The organism is Bacillus sp. 1021 (assembly GCF_014534735.1).
GTDB lineage: Bacteria > Bacillota > Bacilli > Bacillales > Bacillaceae > Bacillus > Bacillus siamensis.
Window position 1 is genome coordinate 478927 of sequence record NZ_JACVSR010000003.1, and the last position, 21990, is coordinate 500916.

Genomic DNA, 21990 nt, shown 5'->3' on the forward strand with positions numbered 1-21990 from the left:
ATTAGTAGTCTGGGACGATATTTAGTATACCACTGCCGGGCCGCTCAGAAAAGATTAAGCTCCCAACTGAAGAAAGCCGTTAAGCAGGCCTGCTTAACGGCTTTCTCTCACATCATTCGATTCTGTGCACTTATTTATGGGAGTTAGAATTGAAATGCTTCGCCGGCCTCGCGGCTGTCTTCAAGAACGAGAATGCCTTTTTCCGACGGTGCATCCGGCAAAGCGAGTTCTTTCGCGGAACAGATCATGCCGCTTGACGGAACGCCTCTTAATTCAGCGTCTTTAATGACAAGTCCGCTCGGCATCACTGCGCCGACTTTAGCGACGACGACTTTTTGTCCTTTGTCTACGTTCGGCGCGCCGCAAACGATTTGAAGGGTTTCCTCTCCCACATTCACTTGGCAGATATTCAGTTTATCCGCATTCGGATGTTTTTCTTTCGATTCAACATGACCGACAACAAATTTCGGAGAAAGGTCAACTGTCAGCGTTTCTGAAACACCGTTTCTGTTCAGTATTTCATTCACGTCCTGAACGAATGTCTCAGACAATGCGACAGGGCCGTTGTCCTCAATCTGTAAATAAGAAGATACGTTAAAAATATTAAAGCCCGTCGTTTCTTTTGTTTCTTTGTTAAAGATTCGGACGACATCGCCTTCTCTTTCATAGCCGATTTCTTCACGTGCTGCATCTTTAAGAGAGATCAGAAGCGTATCTCCCACACCTTCTTTATTGTAAAAAGCGTTCATAAGAAAAATCCTTTCTAATCCTTTTTCGGCCGGCTTTTCGCCATGATAAACACAGGTTCCAGTCTGCCTTCATTATAGAGAAATGAAAGGGCCGTAATCGGCACCGTGCCGCTTGCAAAGAAGCTCATGGACATTTGCCCTAAAATATCATAACCCGATTCATTTCGAATGTCAGCAAGTATTAATACATCCTGATGCGGGACAGAAATCGCTAATTCGCCTTCAGCGGCCTGTTTGTATTCATGAAGAATCGAATCATTGAGAATCCGGCTGGCGTCATAGCCGTCATTCGCTCTGAAAAAATAAAAATAATTGCCCGCAACCGTATCCTGTTTCACGACCGAAGGGAGCGAGCGGAGATTGAATGATGCCGTTTCCCTGATCCGTTCTTTTGTCCAGTTTTCTTTCTCAAGCATCCGGCTATCAATTAAGCGGTACGTCTTGCCGAGGTCAAGCGCGTAGTAGATTCTGGTTTCGGCGGTATGGTCATCATACACGAGCGGAATGCCGTCGCCCGTTTGATCAGGAAATGACGTGGAGCGGATCACCGGATAAATTCCGGCTTCCTTTCCGGACATCTCCTGTCCGCTTCCTCCCATCGCCTCCATCGCTTCTGACACATAGTAGACGATCTCGTCGATCGCTTCTTCTTTTTGCGTCTCCCACTTGGCGATGATCGGCGGAAGTTCTAATGTGATGCCTTTTTTGGTCGTTTGATCCTCAACACGGAGGGTGTCTTTTTCTCTGTCAAAAAAGAAGGATCGGTTCTCGTGCTGCAGGCGCTGTTTTAATAGATCCGACAGCTTCCTCGACGTCATCTTCAAAGCCCGTGGCCTCCTTTATGCTTTAGCAAGGGAATCGGTTAAAAATTGCTCGATTTCTTCTTTCGTTTTGCGGTCTTTGCTGACGAAGCGGTTTACTTCTTTTCCTCCGTTAAATACCACAAAACTCGGAATGCCGTAGATTTCCCATTCCGCACATGTATCGATAAATTGATCGCGGTCTACGTAGTAATAAGTGAATTCAGGAAAATCCGCTTCCAGCTCAGGGAGAAACGGCTCCACAAAGCGGCAGTCCGGGCACCAATCCGCAGAAAACATAAATACCGCCCAATCGTCCTGTACCGCTTTTTGCAATTCTTCCGTGCTTTCAATCTTTTTCATTGTCATTCCTCCATCTGGATTTTGAGTTTTTTTGTATGCTGATGTTTGTCCAATTGGATCATACCAGACTGTTTACAGCAAGACCAACTATATGCAATATCATTATCATATTTCATTTGCATTATCAAGCAAGTTTCGTTTACCATTTGGCTTATAGCCGTACGAAAATCTGAATATGGAATAAGGAGGAGCAAAAGATGCAGTTTGTCGTATATTTAGCCGGTGAAATCCACAGCGATTGGCGGAACGAGATCAAGAACAAAGCAAAAGCGCTGCACCTGCCGATTACGTTTGTCGGACCGATGGAAAACCATGAGCGCTCAGACAATATCGGAGAAGAGATTATGGGCGAGCAGCCTGATTCTGTTTTAAAGGACGCCAGAGCTTCTGATATCAACAATTTCCGTACAGAGGTGCTGATGGAAAAAGCCGATTTTGTGATCGCCCTGTTTGGCGAGAAATATAAACAGTGGAATACCGCGATGGATGCTTCTTATGCCATCGCAAAAGGCAAGCCGCTCATTCTCATCCGTCCGAAAGAGCTGCATCATCCGCTGAAAGAGCTTTCCGGCAAAGCGAATATTACGGTGGAAACCGTCAATCAAGCGATGAAAGCACTCTCTTATTTATTTGAAACAGAATAAGCAGGCCGCCTTATGCGGGCCTGCTTATTTTTTCACACATTTTCTCTGATCGTTTCAACCGTCTGCTTGTCACTCGCCATGACCAGCTTAATGAGCATTTCTTTCGCCGCGGCATAATCATCGACATGGATGATGGCGGCATTTGTATGAATGTATCTTGAACAAATGCCGATGACGGCTGACGGAACCCCGCTGTTTGATATGTGAACCCGCCCGGCATCCGTTCCTCCGCCGGAAGCGAAATATTGATAAGGGATATTGTGCGTTTCCGCCATATCAAGGACGAACTCTCTCATCCCGCGGTGCATGACCATCGTTCTGTCGAGAATGCGGAGCAGCACTCCCTCGCCGAGACGGCCGAACAGCTCCTTATCGCCGCTCATATCATTTGCCGGGCTGGCATCAAGCGCGAAGAAGAGATCAGGCTGAATCATGTTGGCCGCTGTCTGCGCCCCTCTCAGGCCGACTTCCTCCTGAACGGTGGCCCCGGCGTACAGGTTGTTCGGCAGCTCTTTTCCGTGCAGCTCTTTTAATAATTCAATGCTTAATCCGCATCCGTAGCGGTTATCCCACGCTTTGGACAATATTTTCTTCTCGTTTGCCATCGGGGTGAACGGGCAGACCGGCACGACCTGCTGACCCGGTCTGATCCCCATTTTGACCGCGTCCTCTCTGTCATCTGCACCGATATCAATCATCATATTTTTGATCTCCATCGGCTTGGCGCGCTGGGCATCCGTTAAAATGTGGGGCGGGATGCTTGAGATGACGCCGATGACAGGTCCGTTATCCGTCTGAACCTCGACGCGCTGGGCCAGAAGCACCTGACTCCACCAGCCGCCGAGCGTCTGAAATCTCAGCATGCCGTTATCCGTAATCTGCGTTACCATAAATCCGACTTCATCCATATGGCCTGCTACCATAACAGTAGGCGCATCTTCAGCACCGCGCCTTACGCCGAAAACACTTCCGAGTCTGTCCTGCACGATATCATCCGCATATTTCGCAAGCTCCCGTTTCATAAAGGAGCGGACCTGATGTTCATTTCCCGGTGCGCCGGGAAGCTGCGTCAGCGTCCGGAAAAGCGTTTTCGTTTCCTCATTCATATTTTCCCCTCATTTCTATGTAATGCTTTTATTTTATTAGAAAAACAACTGTTTTCCAAGCGGTCAGATTGAATGGGCTGCAAAACCGCCGCTTTACTTAACACCGTCTGGCATCTTCTGTATAATAAAAACTACGACATAATTGGAGGTGCTTCATATTGAAATTACGTCATTTTCTCTTAGGTGCAGGAGTCGGATTATTCGCTGCCATCGCAGTGAAAAAGTATGCGATGAAACCTTATATCTCTTCAGAAAAAGCGCTCCGTATCGTGAAAGCGGCTTTTAAACAGCGCGGACCGATAGACGGATCGTGGATTTACACAGAGCCTGAGCCTTACCAGGTAAACGGAGAAACCATCCATGTATACAAAACCGGTGTGACACGTTCGGCTTTCGGCGAGCTGGAGCAATATGAAGTCATGGTCAATGCAAAAACAGGCCAGATTGTCGATGTCATTGATTCTGTCGCCTCATAATTCGGACAAGCAAAAAATAAAGCCCAAAACCATCAGCGTTTTGGGCTTTATTCGGTTACATCGGCCGAATCCGTTTGTATACAGGGTGCCACATCTCGTCCTGCACCGTTTGGATCAGATCCTCGGGCTCCGTTTCCGCTACACCGTCCTGGATGGCCGCTTTCGCTACGGCTACCGCTACAGTTGCCGATACCGTCCTGAGATCTTCCACTTTCGGGAGCATCGGCGCCCCAGGCTTGCCGACATCCACCATACCGGCGATGGCATTCGCGCAGGCGACGAACATATTGTCCGTAATGAGCCTTGCCTTTGTCACAATCGTGCCGAGTCCGAGTCCCGGAAATACGAGCGCGTTGTTCGCCTGGCCGATATGATACGTCACGCCGTTATACTCAACAGGCGGGAACGGACTGCCCGTCGTGACAAGCGCGCGGCCCTCCGTCCATTTAATTAAGTCTTCCGGTTTTGCTTCTGATAATGTGGTCGGATTTGACATCGGCAAAATAGCGGGCCGTTTGACATGTGAGGCCATTTCTTTGACGATTTCTTCCGTAAATGCGCCTGATACAGTAGATGTGCCGATCAGAATCGTCGGCTTGGCCTGACGGACCGTCTCCGCCAGATCAATTGATCCGCCTTCACCGCTGCGGCTGTACTCTTTCACTTCATCGGCAGGCCGGGCGTACGGAACCTGAAAATCACGCAAGTCTTTCATGTCATCCGTTAACAGTCCGTTTCTGTCGATACACCAAAAGCGGCTGTATGATTCTTCTTCGCTTAATCCGGCATGCACCATTGCTTCACGCAGCTGCTCAGCAATTCCGATACCGGCCGTTCCCGCGCCGAAGACGACGACTTTATGTTCTTTTAAAGGCACTTTTGATGCTTTCGCGCAGGCTAAAACAGCTGCAAGCGACACCGCGCCGGTTCCTTGAATGTCATCGTTAAACGTACAGACTTTATCTTTATACCGTTTCAATATGCCGCGGGCGTTAGCCGTGCCGAAATCCTCCCAATGAAGCAGCGCATTCGGGAATGTTTCCCGGGCAAGCGAGACATACTCATCAATAAAGCGGTCATATTTCTCGCCGCGCACTCTTGAATGCTGGTTTCCGACGTAAAACGGATCATTTAAGAGGCTTTCCTGATTCGTCCCCGCGTCCAATACGACCGCAAGCACTCGTGACGGGTCAATTCCGGCCGCTGCCGTATACACCGCAAGTTTTCCGACAGAAATGGCGATGCCGCCGACGCCCCAATCACCGATTCCCAGAATGCCCTCGGCATCTGTCGCAACGATTAAATCAATGTTTTCATTTTTTCCGAACTGCTGAAATGCGGCGCGCATTCCCTCAGGATCATCTATCGACAAATACAGACCGCGGGGTTTTCTGTACTCATGGCTGTAACGCTGGATCGCGGTGCCGACTGTCGGCGTATATACGATCGGCAGCATTTCGCCTAAATGATCATTTAACAGCCTGTAAAATAATGTTTCATTCCGGTCATGGAGAGCAGTCAAGTACACATTTTTGCTCAGCTCGTCAGGCTGCGAACTGAACTGTTCGTAAGCCCGCTTCACCTGCTCTTCGATTGTCAGTACCTTCGGCGGCAGAAATCCCTCGAGTCCGAGTTCCTTTCTTTCCTCTTGTGTAAAGGCCACCCCTTTATTTAAAAAAGGAGTAGAAAGAACTTCTAATCCGCGCAGAGTTGTTTTGATTTCTCCATCTGTTGTCACTTGAAATTGATTCACCTGTCTCTTCCTTTCAAAGCAATTTGTCTTAGGTTTGCTTTTATTCCCGAAATTCATACAGGTAAATCATTTGATCCGCTTATTTTTTCTCCCGTTTGACAGACGCCGCCACTTCGCCGTCTTCGCCCCATTTTACGGCTCTGTAAATCGTGTCGTGATAGAAAATCAGCCAGGCGTCTTTCTCTGCCGCGAACGCCTGCCATTTTTGCTTTTGCGGAATGGAGGTCATCGGATAGTCATCATATGCCAGCACCCATAACGGATTTTTATGGGCGTTTGTCGGCATCAGGTCGGCAAAATGCACAGCCGTTTCCCCTCCGTCTTCTAACACAATGACACTGTGTCCGTCACTGTGGCCGCCGGTGTGGTGCATCGTAATGCCTTCTGTGAGCTCATACACGTTCTCAAAAGTTTCGACCTGATCTTGTACAGCCTCCCAATTTTCTCTCCAATATGTATTTTTCGATCTGATATTAGGGTTTCTCATTTCTTGCCACTCTGTCGCAGAAGTGACAATGCGGGCGTTCGGGAAAACAGAGACAAGCTCCTCTCCGCGGTATTCCGTCAGGCCGCATGCATGGTCAAAATGAAGATGGGTCATTGCCGCAATATGAATGTCTTCACAGGAAAGCCCGAGTTCACTCAGAGATTTTTTCAGATTGGATTCCTGCGTTACACCGTAATTCCTTTTCTGCTTATCGGAGAATTTCCCTCTGCCGATCCCCGCGTCAACCAATATATTCAGGCCGTTTTTTCTGATCAGAATCGGGTCTGTTCTTAATTCAATCTGGTTTTTGTCGTTTACAGGGTATTTTCTCGACCATAAAGGCTTCGGGACAACGCCGAACATCGCTCCTCCGTCCATATGCGTTACACCGCCGTCCAGCCATGTTAATGAAATATTGCCAATATTCAATGTCTCCATCTTGATCCCTCCTGATGTAATGGTAGCAAATGGAGGCATAAAAAAACAGACTCCCGCATCAGAGTCTGTCTTTTGTTCTCCATTCAACTTCAGCCCGGTAAATCGGCTGGCCGAGCGCGGAGAATTTTTCTTCGTATTCTGTCATAATATTGCCTTTCGGATCGCTGTTGTGCAGATCGAGACTGACTTCCTTCAGGAGCAGGCCGTATTCGGAAAAACTTTTCAAAGAGTATTCAAACAACCCGCGGTTATCGGTTTTGAAATGAATCTCACCCGTTTCGCCCATGACTTCTTCGTATTTTTTCAAGAACGCTTTAAAGGTTAAACGGCGTTTTTCGTGACGGTTTTTCGGCCAAGGGTCAGAAAAGTTTAAATATACGCGCTTGATTTCTCCCCGTTCAAATACGTCATTCAGTGTTTCCGCGTCTATATTTAACAAACGGACATTGTGAGCCCCGCTGTCCTTTACTTTTTGGACGGCAGTGACGATGACACTTTTAAACAGCTCAATTCCGATATAGTTGATATCCGGATTTTGCTTGGCCATTCCTGAAATGAACTGCCCTTTTCCCGTACCGACTTCAATATGGATCGGGTTGTCATTGCCAAAGACCGTGTTCCACCGCCCTTTATACTGAGCCGGATCACTGATGGCGATGTCAGCGTTTTCTGCCAGAAAATCATTCGCCCAAGGTTTATGGCGCATTCTCATATGATTGACACCTCTATCTATAATTTCGAGTAACAACATACCATGAAACAAAAAGAGCCGCAAGCGCCTTTTAAAGGCTCCGGCTGCATAAAAAAAGAGGCTCCCCGGTCCGGAACACTCATGTGATGCATAAAACCGCACCGCTTTGCACAATGTATGACACAGAAAGGATGTGTATATGAATCATGGGCTTAACAAGCGAACATCAGGTCCGGTTATTAAAGGACATACTGGCCGACCACCAGTTGGATTGCTGCGGCACGGTTGCCGAGTATGAACAGCTCGAGCGCGTCATCAAATCACTGATGGCCAACACCGGGCTTGATTCAAATATAAAAAACGTGCTCGAGGATGTATACCGCTACAGCCAGTCAGGCATCACGGCCGATTCCATCGACACGCATATTCAGGAGCACCAAAACCATTTGTCCCAATGGGTGGAGCAGATGGATTCGTACTCCTGACTACTTGACAATCCGCTTCATCAGGGCATGAAGCTCTTCCATGGCATCATGATACGCTTTGTCATTCCCTTTTGATTTGTGCCAGGCGATGAAGGTGATGGTCTCTGATAACATGTACCACGCCATCCGCAGCCGAAGCCCTTCCGTGAGCTTCATGCCGTACATCCCAAGCCAGCTGTCCCACGCTGGCTCTTCGACGTAATGATACAATAAAGGGCCAAGATCCATGGCCGGATCAGCTATCATCGCGCCGTCCCAATCTATTAAATACAGCTGGTCGTTTTCAGACAAAAGCCAGTTATTATGATTCACATCACAATGGCAAACGACTTTTTCACCGAATTGCACCTGATCCACATGAGCTTCCAAATAAGCAAGGCCTTCCTGAATAAGCGGCGAAAATTGCCGCACAGCAAAGACGGCCTGCTTCAGCTGCGACAAAAGAGCGCCCGGATCGAGCGGTTCTTTCCCCAATCTTTTCAGCATGTCAAGCAAGGCTTTAGATGTGTGGATTTTGCGGAGCAGCTCAGCCACCGGGCGTCCGCTCATATCCTTCGGCTTCAGCTCTCTGCCCGTCATCCAATGCTGAGCCGTAATAACGTCTCCGTTTTCCATCCGTTTCGTCCAAACCAGCTTCGGAACAATGCCTTCGGCGGATAACACGGCTAAAAAGGGCGAGCTATTACGTTTTAAAAAAAGCTGTTGGCCGTTATGTTTCGCATAATATGCATCTCCTGTAGCTCCTCCGGCGGGGAAGATCTCCCAATCGCTACCTAGTAATTGTCCCAACCAGTTCATATCAATGTTCAACCCATCATTTCTTAAAATATTTTAGAATAGGCCTCCAGCCTTTCTCTTTCGGCGGAGCAGCCTGTCATAAACAATTTCTTGAGAATAAAAAAGACAGCTATTGAGAGTCTCATATGCTAATCAATAGCCGTCTTATAAATTTTAGCGCTACAGCACAAACTTCGTCAAGCAAAACTAGCAAGAACACCTGTGAATTCTGAAGATTTATGCCGCAAACCGTTCTTTGCCGAGAAAGATTTGACAGGTTTTTTTTATTATGTTTTTATTTTTAACGGCGCTCCGCCCGGCATCAGCCGAAACGGCGTCGTTCCGACCAGTTCGCCGTCAGCGTGAAACGGAATTTTCCCATCTGTTTCAAAAATGAATTCCTTCCCCTTTATCACCGTCACTCCGTCCATTTTGATATGCCGGCCAAAGCTCATCGCCCATAAAAAACGATACAGCGAGAAAAAGGACAGGTTTTCCGCAATGACAATATCAAAATCGTTTTGGCGGGGATTTGCAGAAGGCGCCGCTTTCATACCGCCTCCGTAATAAGGATGATTAGCCGCAATGACAAACCAGACATTGCGGAATTCATGCCTTTGGCCGTCTGCCGTGCATGCAAACCGGAACGGCTGAAATCCCGAGGCCGTATGTATATGCGCAAGCGGGTAAATCACAAAGCCGAGACGCAGAAACCGAAGAACACGCGAAAACGGAAACTCCGCGGCTGCCTTCGAAACCGAGGCGTCAAACCCTACAGACAGGTGGTTAATAAAATAAAGAGATTGTGCTTTGTCATGAAAAAAGTTGATGCTTCCCCCGAAAAATTTCCGTGTGAGCGGGCGGTGCAGACCTTTGATTTCATGGAGGAGCGCCGACTTCTTAACACCGAGGCCTTTGGAAAAGTCATTGTACGAACCGGCGGGCACAAAGGTCAGTTCAATCTGATCCATTCCTTTCAGTCCGTTAATGACTTCATGCATCGTGCCGTCACCGCCGATGACAAAAAGCCGCTTCAGCTTATGATCCTGCATCGTTGAAATCTGTCTCGCCAGCACCTCCGCATGCCCGGGATGTCCGGTCAGAAAGGAGCGGTGGCTGACACCGCGTCTGGTCAGCTCTTTTTGAACCGATTTCCAGACACGCCGCCCCCTCCCGCCTCCTGAGACCGGATTAATAATAAAAAACCATTGACTCATCGTTTGTTTTCACCTGCTTCATAGAAGAAGAGACAGCCTCCAAACGTCCGTTTTAATCAAGCCATTCCTGTCTCCGGCTTGAATCGCTTAAGCCGTAAGACAAAAGTGCCTTCGCCGCCTTCAGCTGATGGTGCTTGATCGGCGCCGTATTTTTCCGCTGCTTTTCCAGCCACTCTGCGGCGGTCCGTTTATCGGCTATATCCAGCCCGAATGGCGGCTCCGGGTAATCAAAATAAGACGTTCTGCTGAGCAAAAGCTTCCTGACGGGAATGTCGGCCTGCTTTTCTTTTACGATTTGCGAAACGACCGAGCCCGTGCGGTTCAGGCTGAGAGACGGATTTAATACTTGGCGCGTGCTGCCGGAACCCCTCTCTTCCCAAAAACGATGTTTTGATCCGATATATACGCTGTCCTCTTCAGCTTCCATAAAAGCAGCGCAGAAAATCTCCAGCGGGGAGATGATGATGATGCTCAGCTCGACGGACGCCTGCTGGATTTGAAGAACCGGATGATACATCACAAAATAGGAATCGGGCAGCTTTTGAGCCAGCATTTTTAATATCCTGTCCCTCTTGACCGCCTGCGAAAGCTCAGACTTTTGAGAAAGCGTGGAGCTTGCCCATTTTAATTGAAAGTCATACAGCTGTTCTTTGAAAAAAGACGCGAGCTCAGACTTTTGAGACGGAAGATGTCCGAACAGCGCCTCTTCTTCCTCCGGCTCATCAAACCATTGGTGCCTCTTTTCATTTATATCGGCCGTTTTTTCTTCTTTTCTCTTTTTTAAGAAAAATTTTTTTCGGGCCGGCGTTTGGCCGGTTTCACCGCCTTGAGCCGTTTCTGTTTCTTTTTCTTCCGTTTTCCGGTCAAACGCTTCAAGGAGAGCCTCCCAGCGTTCTTTCTTCAGCCGGATAAACTGGTTCATATAATGATATGGATCAAGCTCATATCTTGAAATGCAATCGTGTATTTTGATGATCTGTGCCATGTGATTTCCCCACTCCGAATATTTGTTTATGTCAATTGAAACTGTGCGATTTCTTCGTATTTTGGCGACCGGTCAAGGTGGGTCTGAAACAGGGAAAACCGGCTGACGGCGCTTTGCACCCTGCCGCTTTCAAACGGCACATCGTCCGGAAACGGCCGGTCTCCCGCCCACTTCCGCGCCATCGTCATATGAGGATGATACGGCCGTTTTTCCACTTGAAAACCGGCTTTTAAAACAGCCTGTTTTATGTTTTCCCGCAAATCAAAGAGCCGTTCATTCCGTTCAGGTTCTAGGTGAAGCACTCTCGGCTGTCTGCGGTCGCCGAAAACATCCAGATGCTGAAACTGTACGGTAAACGGCTGCGCTTTCGACGCAGCATCTGCGAGCAAAGGCAATAGTTTCGCAAGCCGGGCTTCATCCGCGGCCCCGAGAAAAATGAGTGTAATATGATAGTCATGCGGATGCACCCATTTTTTGAATGTTAACGCCGGCTCCTTTCTGGCTGCTTCCCAAATCGGTTCAGCAATGTCATCAGGAATCGGAATGCCGATAAAATAATGCGGCAATGAAGCTTTCATATGAGGATCTCCCCTCTTTTGTTATGGTGTTATTATAAAACGGATACGCGGAGAGGAGAACCCTGTCCGCTTATTATGATAGGATATTATGTACCGAACGTTTTATACAGAAAGGAATGAGCCGGTCTTGAAAATCGCAAACAGCACGGCGGAGCTGATCGGCGGCACACCGATCGTAAAGCTCAATCGCCTTCAGCCAGAACATGCAGCTCAAGTCTATTTAAAATTAGAATCATTTAACCCAAGCGGCAGTGTCAAAGACAGAGCGGCTTACAATATGATCATTGAAGCGGAAAAAAGCGGGCATTTAAAACCCGGCTCTGTCATCATCGAACCGACAAGCGGCAATACAGGCATCGGTCTGGCGATGAACGCGGCGGCCCGCGGCTACAGAGCAATCCTCGTCATGCCTGACACGATGACGAAAGAACGCATCAACCTGCTTAAAGCGTACGGCGCCGAGGTGGTATTAACGCCGGGGGCTGAAAGAATGCCCGGCAGCATCAAAAAAGCGAAAGAACTCGCCAAACAGATTCCGGGAAGTTTTATCCCGATGCAATTCGATAACGGCGCAAATCCGGACGCCCACCGAAAAACGACCGCGATTGAAATCTATCAGGCCGTTCAGCAGCTCAACAGGCCGCTCGGTGCTTTTGTTGCAACGGCGGGAACAGGCGGAACTATTACCGGAACCGGAGAAACGCTGAAGGAGCTTTTCCCTGATATGATTGTTCATGTCGCCGAACCCGCGGGATCGCCGGTACTGTCCGGCGGAAAACCCGGCGCTCATAAGCTGGTCGGGACAAGCCCCGGATTTATTCCCGGCATATTGAATCAGGACGTTTACGATGAAATCATGAAAATCTCTGATGAAGATGCGTATACGACAACCCGGCGCCTGGCCCGGGAAGAAGGAATACTCGTCGGCCCGTCTTCAGGCGCCGCCTGCTTTGCGGCCATTGAAACCGCAAAACGCCTCCCTTCCGAACAGATCGTCATCTGTATGACGGCCGATACGGGAGAACGTTATTTATCAACGGATTTATGGTCATTTGAATGATAAAAAAGGGATGCCGCTTTCGGCGTCCCTTTTTGTGATCACTTGGCAAGCTCATAAATGGCTTCGGCGTATAAAGCGGTTGACCGGAGAAGGTCATCAATTTCGATGTACTCATCCTTTTGATGCGCGCTGTCAGGCCGGCCGGGAAACAGCGGTCCGAACGCCACGCCCGCCGCAAGGGATCTCGCATACGTTCCTCCGCCGATTGAAATCAAATCCGCTTTCTTTCCCGTCTGTCCTTCGTAAACCTTTTGAAGCGTCTTTACGAGCGGGTGATCGGCAGATACGTGGTGCGGTTTGCTGTCTTTAAATTCTTCAAGCCGAAATTCAGCAGCGGACATAAAGGCATCACGAATCACTTGGCTGTCCGAAGTGACGGGATAACGGATGTTGATGCCGAGTTCTCCGCCCTCACCCTTTCTGTATGTAAAGGTGCCGACATTCAATGTAAGCTCTCCGCTGATGTCATCCCTGCAATCAATTTTCAGCTTTTTGCCCCGTGTATCATTTGAAAAATAGTCACTGACGGTTTTGACAAAGTGTTTTCCGGCTTCATCCAGTTCCGTTCCGTTAAGGCATTCAGCAAGCTTTAAGCCGGCATTGACACCATTATTCGGTTCCATCGCGTGGCATGATTTTCCGAACACCCGAAGCGTCAGTTTTCCGTTTTCCGAAACCGCTTCACCTTGTGTTTTTGACTGCTCCAGCCAGTTGCTGAAATATGCGTGCACGGCATCCAGGCCGGCCCCTTCAATGACCGCTTCAGCCGCATCCGGCACCATGTTCAAGCGCAGTCCTGAACGGAATGACAGAAGCCCGTATTTTGCGTTTTTGTCAGAAGTTCTTTTTGCAATACGCAGTGTGGCATCTATCATTCCTTTTTCCGCGTTAATGATCGGAAAATCGGCGTCAGGGGCAAATCCGATGTCAGGCATTTTTTCGTGTTTGAAATAGTGGTCCACGCATCTCCAATCACTCTCTTCATCTGTTCCGATGATGATTCTCACGCGTTTGGATAAAGGCAGCTGCATGTCTTTGACGATTTTCAGCGCGTAAAACGCCGCCATTGTCGGCCCTTTATCATCAATGGCGCCTCTGGCATATATCCGGCCGTTCCTGATTTCGGCTGAAAACGGATCGCTTGTCCAGCCGTCTCCGGGCGGAACGACATCGACGTGGCACAGAACGCCGACAATTTCGTCACCCGTCCCCCACTCAATATGGCCCGCATAGCCGTCAAGATTTTTGACGGTGAAGCCTTCTTTTTCACCGAATTCCAGCAGTGAAGTCAGGCTGGCATTGACGCCTTCCCCAAACGGCCGGCCGGGGCCGGCTGTTGATTCGTCCATTACGCTGTTGATCTGTAAAAATTTCTGCGTGTCTCGGATGAGATCTTCTTTGTTTCGGATAACTTCAACTTCCCAGTTCATCACAAATCCCCTTTCTTGATAAAGACTTGCAAAATGTTCATAAAACGAATAATATAGATGATGTTTTGAAAAAATGTTCGTCATTGGAGGTACTTATGTTTCATCTCGACAAGCATCAAACGACAATAAAAAGAGAAATTACCGCGGGACTGACCACCTTCTTTACAATGGTGTATATCATTGTCGTCAACCCGGTGATCCTTTCAAATGCGGGAATTCCGTTTGACCAGGTGTTCACCGCCACGATTATCGCTTCCATTGTCGGAACTTTATGGATGGCTCTCGCTGCGAATTTTCCGATTGCCATTGCCCCCGGCATGGGCTTAAACGCGTATCTCGCCTTTCATGTCGTCGGCGCAGGCAGCGGAATCTCGTATCAGACGGCTTTCAGCGCCGTATTTATCGCAGGAGTCATCTTTATCATTTTATCGTTAACGCCTTTAAGAAAACAACTAATAGAAGCCATTCCGGGCAATTTAAAATACGGCATTACGACCGGCATCGGCTTATTTATCGCATTTATCGGTTTGCGCCAATCCGGTATCATCACGGCTGATAAATCTAATTTAGTCGCACTCGGCGACCTTCATTCGCCTGCCGTCATTTTAACGCTTATCGGGCTTATCATCAGTATCGTGCTGATGGTGCTGAATGTAAACGGAGCTCTGTTCATCGGTATGGCGCTGACCGCTGTCATTGCCTTTTTGACCGGTCAGATTCACTTTACAAAAGGGTTCATGTCCTTCCCGCACCTGCCTGAGGGGCTTTTAATAACAAATCCGTTCGAAGCCCTCGGGGATGTCGTGCACCACGGTCTGTACGCCGTTGTGTTTTCTTTTCTTCTCGTTACGATTTTTGACACGACCGGCACCATGATCGGTGTCGCCGAACAGGCAGGATTGATCAAAAACAATCAGCTGCCGAATGCGAGAAGAGCGCTTTTGGCTGATTCGACCGCTACGACGGTCGGAAGCATTTTCGGCACCAGCCCGACGACCGCGTTCGTTGAATCTTCAGCAGGGGTGGCCGCCGGCGGAAGAACGGGCCTGACGGCGCTGACGATTGCCGTTATGTTTGCCGTTTCCATGTTTTTCAGTCCGCTTGTCAGCGTCTTATCAGAAGTGTCCGCCATTACGTCACCGGCTCTGATTATTGTCGGCAGCCTGATGATGGGAGCGGTGTCGAATATCCGCTGGAATGAGCTTGATGAAGCATTCCCTGCCTTTCTCGTCATTTTGGCGATGCCTTTAACATCCAGTATTTCAACCGGAATCGCGCTAGGCTTCATTTCATACCCGCTTGTGAAGCTCGCTAAGAAAAAATGGCGCGAAATCCATCCTTTAGTCATCATCTTTGCGGTGCTGTTTTTTATTCAGCTTTTTATTTTGAACGGACATTAAAAAAATCCCTTTCCTTTTTCGGAAAGGGATTTTTCACATATAAAGGGCGGAAAAAAACGCCGCAATAAGGCACCATCCGGAACAGATGATTTGAATGAGGGTTAATACGCTGTTTCTCGCCCGGAAATAGTCATCACTGTCTCTTTTGATACCGCTTAAAACCGGTTTTTCCGTGATCCGGTCAAAGAGAAGCGACGCGGCATATCGGATGACCAGTGTAAATAAAATGAGGGCTGCCGGCTTCAGCAAAAGCGGAAGAACGAGAATAAGAGCCGTAAAAGCCGCGGTTAAAAGGTAAAGCTGCCGGAGATACCCGCCGTTTCGGATCAGCACTTTAAAAAACAATTCTTTCCACGCCGTATACGCCGACCGTTTTGTAAAGATGTGCTTTGAGCCGGGATATAAAAACGGCTTGCTCCGCCCTTTCTTTTTTACATTCGGCAGCTGTACATCATGGCTGAGCATCAAAACAGAGGCGGCGAATGAAAGCTTGCACCTGTTCTCCTCAAGCACTTCTTCCTCAAAAGCTGATAAGGACTCCGCTTCTTTCCAAGTAAAAAGAACGGAGCAGATGAACAATATACATCCTGCCGGCCAAAGCCAGTACCACTCGGCGGCAAACCGGATCATGAAACAAGCGCCCGCCAACAGAACCGCCGCTTTCAGCCAGCCTGCCGCCTGATGTCCGAATGTCTGCCGTCTGATTTTTCTTTGCCGATGCACTGCCAATATCGCAGCATGAAAGCCGGACAGACAGCAAAAAATGCCTGAATATGCCGAGAAGGTGCAGTCACCGTACTGGCGCCATAAGGGAAATAACAGCACGGCAAGCACGCCCCATTTGATAAGTGAAAGGAACATCGAATACAAAAGCGCGTACCGTTTCAGCTTTTTCATCAGATATTTTGCATGCACCAAAAACACATGATCCGCTTCCAGCAAAAAGGTATGAATAAAACCGGTGCATAACAGCAGGACACTGAAGACATACAGCCAGCCCCAGCCTAATACTCCGGCAGCTCTATCAAGAAGCCCCCTGCCGTTCAGCCATTCAGCATATTGATAAACGGCCAATGCGGCAGCAGGAAGAACGATATACAGCGCGACCGTCCAATCAATGACCGTCTGAAACACCTTCCATTGATACCGCCAAAAATGAAACATCCTTTGAAAAAACAAAGCCCGCCCGGTCATCGCTGACTGCTCCGAACCGCTGAATAAAAGCAATCTAACAATGAACGGCTCCCCGTTTTTTCTTGAAGCTCCGCTAACGTGCCTTGAAGAAGCAGAGCGCCCTGATCCAGCAAATAAAATCGGTCGCAGATTTTTTCGGCGGTATCCAGAACATGGGTGCACATTAGAATACCCGCGCCCCTTTCCTTCTCAGCAATCAGCATGTCGGTAAACAGCTTCGTTGAGATCGGATCAAGTCCGATAAACGGCTCATCAATGATGTAAATATCCGGCTTCGCCAAAAACGCCTGTATGAGCATCAATTTTTGCTGCATCCCTTTTGAAAAACCGGAAGGCAATTCATGTTTTACCGCTGTCAATGAAAATTCATCAAGCAGCCGCCCGGCCCGCTCACGGCACTCTCCGGCTTCTATCCCCCGCAATGACCCTGTGAGTTCAAGATGCTCCCAAAGCGTCAGTTCTTCATAAAAACTCGGACGCTCCGGTATGTAAGCATAGGATGAATCATTCCATTCAATACCGCCTTCTATATCCCTGCACAGCCCGAGAATCGCCTTAATCACCGTACTTTTCCCCGCCCCGTTTGCCCCGATTAACCCGGCAATTTCCCCCGCGCTGACCGACAGAGATACATTTGAGATCACCTTCGGCCTGTCAGCATAACCGGCGCAGACGATGTTTACATTCAATAAGTCTCCCAAGCTTTCTCCCTCCCCCGTTTTCATACGGACACGTATAAAAAAAGTTTCAGTTTCCATAATAATAAAAGCGGGCCGGGCATAGTAATGCACCAAGGCGGCGCTCAATTGGTAAAAATTATCTGCGCTTATTCCTAGATTCATGTCCGCCATATCGTGTATAATGGAGGCAGTTAAAAGAGAAAAAACAGAATGTCTGCCTTTGTTGCTTATTCGTACGAAGTTTTAGAGTCGAAAGTTGTGGTATATCAAGTCCATCCGATCTTATGATAGGGAGTGGTTTTTTGAAACCTTCAACAAATCGTATGCTGACTCGGATTAAATCAGTTTACATGTTCATCCAGGAAAAAGGTCTTGTGACGACACAGGAACTGGTTGATGAATTCGGCATTACACCTAGAACCATTCAGCGAGACTTAAATGTGTTAGCATACAATGATCTTGTTCATAGTCCTAGCCGAGGCAAGTGGGAGACAACACGAAAAAAAGTAAAAATTACATCTTAAGCGAACAATTACATAAGGCCCTTTTCGTTTTCGGCCTGACATGCTGCAAGGCAAAGCAGCGTCTTTGCCTTGTTGTTTTTTGTTCCTCTATATAAAAAGCCCAAAACAAATCTGTTTTGGGCTTTTCTGATATCGATTACACTTCAGTATCTTTCAGCGCTGCGAGCTCTTCTTCAGTCAGCTCGCGAAATTCTCCCGGCTTAAGCTCCGGATCAAGAGAAACAGCCCCCATCGAAAGCCGTTTTAAATAAGACACTTCATTTCCGACAGCCTTTGCCATCAGCTTCACCTGATGATACTTGCCTTCTGTAATCGTCAAATGAATGACCGTTTCATCCGGGCTTTCAGTGATAGTTTCAACAGCTGCCGGCTTCGTCTTATAGCCACCTTCAATGACGACGCCTTTTTCCAGATTGATGATGTCTTCCGGTGACAGAGGTGAGGCTAACCGGACCTCATATGTTTTAGGCACGTGCTTTTTCGGAGAAAGAAGACGATGAGCGAGCTGCCCGTCATTGGTCAGAAGCAGAAATCCTTCGGTATCCTTATCAAGACGCCCCGCCGGAAACGGTTCGAATCTCTGTTCTTCGGGCGTCAGCAGATCAACCACCGTTTGCTGGCGGCTGTCTTCTGTAGCGGACAGCACTCCTTGCGGCTTATTCATCATGACATAAATAAATTCCCGGTAGTCTGCCGGCTCTCCGTATACCGTGATGTCCTGTTTATCCGGATCGACATGGGTTTTCACATCTTTCGCCGGCTCTCCGTCAATCATGACAGCCCCTGCCTTGACGATTTTTTTCACATCTTTTCTTGAGCCGAATCCGCTATTTGAAAGCAGCTTATCAAGTCTCATCCTGATCCTCTCCTTTAAAAAGAAAAGTCCGCAATAAGCGGACTGTTCATTATTCCTCAATGAGCGGAATGCCTGCCTCTTCTTAAAACCCGCGGCAGACGGTTTCCAAACATTTTCTGCAAAAATCCGATTCGGTACGCGGCAAACATGTACACCGCACCGCCGACAGCGGCACAGACAAAGACGACAATTGCCGCATGCAGCTGGCCGCTTTGGTACGTTACGAAGAAACTGAGCAGCCATTGAGTCAGCTTGACCGCGACTCCCATTACAACGGATAAGACCGCAATTAAAATGACCCGCTTCATAAGCACCGTATACGAATAGCCCGCATGGCGCTTAATCATAATAAAACCGTACAGAAGAGAAGCGATATAACCGAGCGCCGTTGCCAATATGGCGCCGTCTCCCTGAAACAGTTTGATCAGCGGCACGTTCAGCACCACTTTTATAATGACGCCGATGAAAAGGCTCACGACCGCAAATTTCTGCTTATTAATCCCTTGCAGGATCGCGGCGTTTACTGTAAACAGAGAAAACAAAATCGCGACAGGCGCGTACCAGAACAAAATATCCTGTCCGATATCCGGACGAAGGCTTTCAGAACCGTAGAAGAACGTATAGGCCGGCCCTGATAACACCGACATCCCGACAACGGCGGGGATAACCAGAAACAGAATGATCTGCATCGTCTGGTTAATCTGCTGGTTCAAAAGCTTATAATTCCTGCTCGTAAATGATTCGGTTATCGTCGGGATCAGCGTCAGACCGAAAGCGGTCGCCAGAGAAACCGGAATCATGACAAGCTTCGGCACATAAAGGGTGACAATCGCCAGCATGTCCTGGCTGATGTCCTTATGGCCCGCCGCAATCATCGCTTTATTAAACGTATTCGTATCGATATAAGAATACAAAGGAATCGCCAGTCCGACAAAAACGTAAGGAGCGGCATAGCTGAAAAGCTCAATAAACATTTTTTTATAGCTTAAGTTCGCTGACGGGACGAGGTTCGGCTTCATCGCCAGAAGATCGCCCTTCCGCTTATTCCAGTAAATATAAAGGACGACAAGCCCTCCGAATGATCCGATCAGCGCTGCGAAAGTCGCATATCCGACTGCGATGACAAGGCCGCCGTTAATCACTCTTAAAATTAAATATGTTGCGCCCAATAAGAAGATGATCCGGGCAAGCTGCTCCACAACCTGAGAAACGGCTGTCGGCCCCATCATCTGATGGCCTTGGAAAAAACCGCGTACAAGACTCATAATCGGCACAACCAAAAGTGCCAGACTGACCATCCGGATGACATAAACGACGTGGTCAATCGTAAGTCCGTTGTTACTTGCGCCGCCGAGAGATGTTTCCGCAAAAAACGGCGCCGAAATGTAAAGAATCGAAAAAGCGATCATCCCGGTAACGAGCATAACCGACATTCCCGCTCTCAGCATCCGCCTGCTCGTCTCATAGTCTCCTTTGGAATTATATTTCGAGACAAACTTTGAAACCGCGGCGGGAAATCCCATCGTGGCAATGTTTAAAAACAGTGTATATTGATTATATCCGTATTGAAACAAAGCTCCGCCCGTCGCTCCGACCATCGCTCCGAACGGGATCAGATAAATCATCCCTAAAATCCGCGATATATAGGTGCCGAGCGTCAGCACGAACGTGCCCCTTAACAATTTGCTTGACATGTTTCCTCATCACCATTTTCTACGAAGATTCAACTTTTCTATTTTAACACAACTGGGCAAATAGACGGTAATAATTACAGCGGGAAACTTTTTGGGAAGCCCTAAAAAAACAAAACACGTTTAAGGATTCCCTTTCTTTCGCTATAATAGCAGGAAGCGGACATTTCCGCCTATTATACGCGAAAAAGAAAGTTGTTGATGAAATATGAAACATTATGACGTGATTGTGATCGGCGGCGGCCCGTCCGGTTTAATGGCTGCCATTGCCGCAGGTGAAGAAGGGGCAGATGTTCTATTAATTGATAAAGGAAACAAGCTGGGACGGAAGCTGGCGATTTCCGGCGGCGGGCGCTGCAACGTGACCAACCGCCTCCCTGTTGAAGAGATTATCAAACACATTCCCGGCAACGGCCGCTTTTTATACAGCGCATTTTCCGAATTTAATAATGAAGATATCATCGCCTTTTTTGAAAATCTCGGCATTCAGCTGAAAGAAGAAGACCACGGGCGCATGTTCCCGGTGACGGACAAAGCACAAAGCGTTGTCGATGCGCTTTTGAACCGTTTAAAAGAACTGAATGTCACCATCCGCACAAATGAAAAAATCAAAGAAGTGCGGTACGAGAATGGCAGAACAGCGGGCATTACGACAAACAATGACGAACACATTAACGCACGCGCCGTCATTATCGCGGTCGGCGGAAAATCAGTCCCCCATACCGGCAGCACCGGAGACGGCTATGCATGGGCGGAAGCGGCCGGGCACACCGTGACTGAACTCTTTCCGACAGAAGTGCCGGTTACATCGTCAGAGCCGTTTATTAAGCAAAAAACCCTTCAGGGGCTGTCTCTTAGAAACACGGCCGTCAGCGTCCTGAATAAAAAAGGCAAACCTGTCGTCACACATGTGATGGACATGCTGTTTACCCATTTCGGCTTGTCAGGCCCGGCCATTCTCCGCTGCAGCCAGTTTGTCGTCAAAGAACTGAAAAAGCAGCCAGAGGTCAAGCTCCGCATCGATCTGTTTCCCGGCATCACCGAGGAAGAGTTATTTCAGCGGATGCACAAGGAGCTGAAAGACGCGCCGAAAAAAGCGCTCAAAAACGCGCTCAGACCATGGATGCAGGAACGGTACCTGCTTTTCCTTCTGGAGCGGAACGGCCTTGATCCTCAGATCAGCTTTACGGAGCTGCCGAAGGATCAATTCAGGGCGTTTGTCAAAGACTGCAAACAATTTACGGTTTCAGCAGACGGAACGCTTTCTTTGGACAAAGCGTTTGTCACGGGCGGCGGTGTTTCTGTCAAAGAGATTGAACCGAAACAAATGGCGTCTAAAAAAATGGAGGGCTTATACTTTTGCGGGGAAATCCTTGACATTCACGGCTACACCGGAGGCTATAATATCACGTCAGCCCTTGTTACGGGCCGTCTCGCCGGCTTGAATGCAGGACGTTACTCACACTCGCTGTAAAATGGTTTTAAGCACATTAACGTGAGCGTCCCCACCAAAAACATGATAGAGTTTTCTGCGTTTTGTTTCACCTGATTGAGGGAATAGGAAGAAAGGAATGACCTGCAATCGTACGATCATACTAAAGCAAAT

The 21990-nt window shown here is 48.3% G+C and carries 23 protein-coding genes; 7 read left to right on the forward strand and 16 right to left on the reverse strand.

Going from position 1 to position 21990, the window contains the following annotated elements:
- Window positions 1-143 precede the first annotated feature (143 nt).
- The 3 genes from ytpR to ICW23_RS14100 are packed head-to-tail and all read right to left on the reverse strand — an operon-like array spanning window position 144 to window position 1912.
- Complete coding sequence (ytpR, locus tag ICW23_RS14090) at window positions 144-749, reverse strand: YtpR family tRNA-binding protein (RefSeq protein WP_016938540.1); 606 nt, start codon at window positions 747-749, stop codon at window positions 144-146.
- 14 nt (window positions 750-763) lie between these two features.
- On the reverse strand, window positions 764-1573 hold the full coding sequence (locus ICW23_RS14095; RefSeq protein WP_188154652.1) for a DUF1444 domain-containing protein: 810 nt from the start codon (window positions 1571-1573) through the stop codon (window positions 764-766).
- 15 nt (window positions 1574-1588) lie between these two features.
- Window positions 1589-1912 (reverse strand): thioredoxin family protein, encoded by a 324-nt coding sequence (locus ICW23_RS14100; protein WP_003152373.1) that lies wholly within the window; start codon window positions 1910-1912, stop codon window positions 1589-1591.
- Window positions 1913-2109: 197 nt separating this feature from the next.
- Here ICW23_RS14100 and ICW23_RS14105 point away from each other — a divergent pair, with 197 nt between their 5' ends.
- Window positions 2110-2556, forward strand: a complete 447-nt coding sequence (locus ICW23_RS14105) for a YtoQ family protein (protein ID WP_016938538.1) — start codon at window positions 2110-2112, stop codon at window positions 2554-2556.
- A 32-nt stretch (window positions 2557-2588) separates the two neighbouring features.
- On the opposite strand, the gene ICW23_RS14110 is transcribed toward ICW23_RS14105, so the two are convergent.
- Window positions 2589-3662 (reverse strand): M42 family metallopeptidase, encoded by a 1074-nt coding sequence (locus ICW23_RS14110; protein WP_188154653.1) that lies wholly within the window; start codon window positions 3660-3662, stop codon window positions 2589-2591.
- 158 nt (window positions 3663-3820) lie between these two features.
- Between ICW23_RS14110 and ICW23_RS14115 the strand changes: the two genes are divergently transcribed.
- Window positions 3821-4138 (forward strand): PepSY domain-containing protein, encoded by a 318-nt coding sequence (locus ICW23_RS14115; RefSeq protein WP_099744787.1) that lies wholly within the window; start codon window positions 3821-3823, stop codon window positions 4136-4138.
- 55 nt (window positions 4139-4193) lie between these two features.
- Here the strand turns inward: ICW23_RS14115 and ICW23_RS14120 are convergent, their stop codons facing one another.
- The 3 genes from ICW23_RS14120 to trmB form a co-directional block, all read right to left on the reverse strand.
- Window positions 4194-5891, reverse strand: coding sequence for an NAD-dependent malic enzyme (locus ICW23_RS14120; protein WP_047476848.1), 1698 nt, complete (start codon window positions 5889-5891; stop codon window positions 4194-4196).
- A 79-nt stretch (window positions 5892-5970) separates the two neighbouring features.
- Window positions 5971-6816: a YtnP family quorum-quenching lactonase gene (locus tag ICW23_RS14125; protein WP_188154654.1), complete on the reverse strand. Its 846-nt coding sequence runs from the start codon at window positions 6814-6816 to the stop codon at window positions 5971-5973.
- 58 nt (window positions 6817-6874) lie between these two features.
- On the reverse strand, window positions 6875-7528 hold the full coding sequence (gene trmB / locus ICW23_RS14130; protein ID WP_016938534.1) for a tRNA (guanosine(46)-N7)-methyltransferase TrmB: 654 nt from the start codon (window positions 7526-7528) through the stop codon (window positions 6875-6877).
- A gap of 185 nt (window positions 7529-7713) precedes the next feature.
- On the opposite strand from trmB, the gene ICW23_RS14135 reads away from it, so the two are divergent.
- Window positions 7714-7992 carry a YtzH-like family protein gene (locus ICW23_RS14135; RefSeq protein WP_003152357.1) on the forward strand — a complete coding sequence of 93 codons (279 nt, stop codon included), beginning with the start codon at window positions 7714-7716 and terminating at the stop codon, window positions 7990-7992.
- Here ICW23_RS14135 and ICW23_RS14140 read toward each other — a convergent pair whose 3' ends face one another.
- From ICW23_RS14140 to thpR, 4 genes are all read right to left on the reverse strand, one after another.
- A complete protein-coding gene (locus ICW23_RS14140) occupies window positions 7993-8790 on the reverse strand; it encodes a phosphotransferase family protein (RefSeq protein ID WP_029575350.1) in 798 nt (265 codons plus the stop codon). It abuts the gene before it with no gap.
- Window positions 8791-9056: 266 nt separating this feature from the next.
- Window positions 9057-9986, reverse strand: a complete 930-nt coding sequence (locus ICW23_RS14145; RefSeq protein ID WP_099744789.1) for a YegS/Rv2252/BmrU family lipid kinase — start codon at window positions 9984-9986, stop codon at window positions 9057-9059.
- Window positions 9987-10038: 52 nt separating this feature from the next.
- On the reverse strand, window positions 10039-10971 hold the full coding sequence (locus ICW23_RS14150; protein WP_047476842.1) for a hypothetical protein: 933 nt from the start codon (window positions 10969-10971) through the stop codon (window positions 10039-10041).
- 26 nt (window positions 10972-10997) lie between these two features.
- Window positions 10998-11549: an RNA 2',3'-cyclic phosphodiesterase gene (gene thpR, locus ICW23_RS14155; RefSeq protein WP_188154655.1), complete on the reverse strand. Its 552-nt coding sequence runs from the start codon at window positions 11547-11549 to the stop codon at window positions 10998-11000.
- Between the two features lie 88 nt (window positions 11550-11637).
- Between thpR and cysK the strand changes: the two genes are divergently transcribed.
- Window positions 11638-12609 (forward strand): cysteine synthase A, encoded by a 972-nt coding sequence (gene cysK / locus ICW23_RS14160; RefSeq protein ID WP_116746223.1) that lies wholly within the window; start codon window positions 11638-11640, stop codon window positions 12607-12609.
- A 38-nt stretch (window positions 12610-12647) separates the two neighbouring features.
- On the opposite strand, the gene pepV is transcribed toward cysK, so the two are convergent.
- On the reverse strand, window positions 12648-14039 hold the full coding sequence (gene pepV / locus ICW23_RS14165) for a dipeptidase PepV (protein ID WP_188154656.1): 1392 nt from the start codon (window positions 14037-14039) through the stop codon (window positions 12648-12650).
- Between the two features lie 95 nt (window positions 14040-14134).
- Here pepV and ICW23_RS14170 point away from each other — a divergent pair, with 95 nt between their 5' ends.
- Complete coding sequence (locus ICW23_RS14170) at window positions 14135-15439, forward strand: NCS2 family permease (protein WP_188154657.1); 1305 nt, start codon at window positions 14135-14137, stop codon at window positions 15437-15439.
- 33 nt (window positions 15440-15472) lie between these two features.
- Here the strand turns inward: ICW23_RS14170 and ICW23_RS14175 are convergent, their stop codons facing one another.
- Both ICW23_RS14175 and ICW23_RS14180 read right to left on the reverse strand, forming a co-directional pair.
- Window positions 15473-16633, reverse strand: a complete 1161-nt coding sequence (locus ICW23_RS14175; RefSeq protein WP_188154658.1) for an ABC transporter permease — start codon at window positions 16631-16633, stop codon at window positions 15473-15475.
- On the reverse strand, window positions 16630-17334 hold the full coding sequence (locus ICW23_RS14180; protein WP_049627201.1) for an ABC transporter ATP-binding protein: 705 nt from the start codon (window positions 17332-17334) through the stop codon (window positions 16630-16632). The genes ICW23_RS14175 and ICW23_RS14180 overlap by 4 nt, the downstream gene beginning before the upstream one ends.
- Window positions 17335-17615: 281 nt before the next feature.
- On the opposite strand from ICW23_RS14180, the gene ICW23_RS14185 reads away from it, so the two are divergent.
- Window positions 17616-17837, forward strand: a complete 222-nt coding sequence (locus tag ICW23_RS14185) for a DeoR family transcriptional regulator (RefSeq protein ID WP_003152337.1) — start codon at window positions 17616-17618, stop codon at window positions 17835-17837.
- Window positions 17838-17973: 136 nt separating this feature from the next.
- On the opposite strand, the gene ICW23_RS14190 is transcribed toward ICW23_RS14185, so the two are convergent.
- On the reverse strand, window positions 17974-18693 hold the full coding sequence (locus ICW23_RS14190) for a pseudouridine synthase (protein ID WP_188154659.1): 720 nt from the start codon (window positions 18691-18693) through the stop codon (window positions 17974-17976).
- Window positions 18694-18749: 56 nt separating this feature from the next.
- Window positions 18750-20387, reverse strand: coding sequence for a putative polysaccharide biosynthesis protein (locus ICW23_RS14195; RefSeq protein WP_016938523.1), 1638 nt, complete (start codon window positions 20385-20387; stop codon window positions 18750-18752).
- Between the two features lie 205 nt (window positions 20388-20592).
- Between ICW23_RS14195 and ICW23_RS14200 the strand changes: the two genes are divergently transcribed.
- Window positions 20593-21858, forward strand: a complete 1266-nt coding sequence (locus tag ICW23_RS14200; protein ID WP_016938522.1) for a BaiN/RdsA family NAD(P)/FAD-dependent oxidoreductase — start codon at window positions 20593-20595, stop codon at window positions 21856-21858.
- Window positions 21859-21990 lie beyond the last annotated feature (132 nt).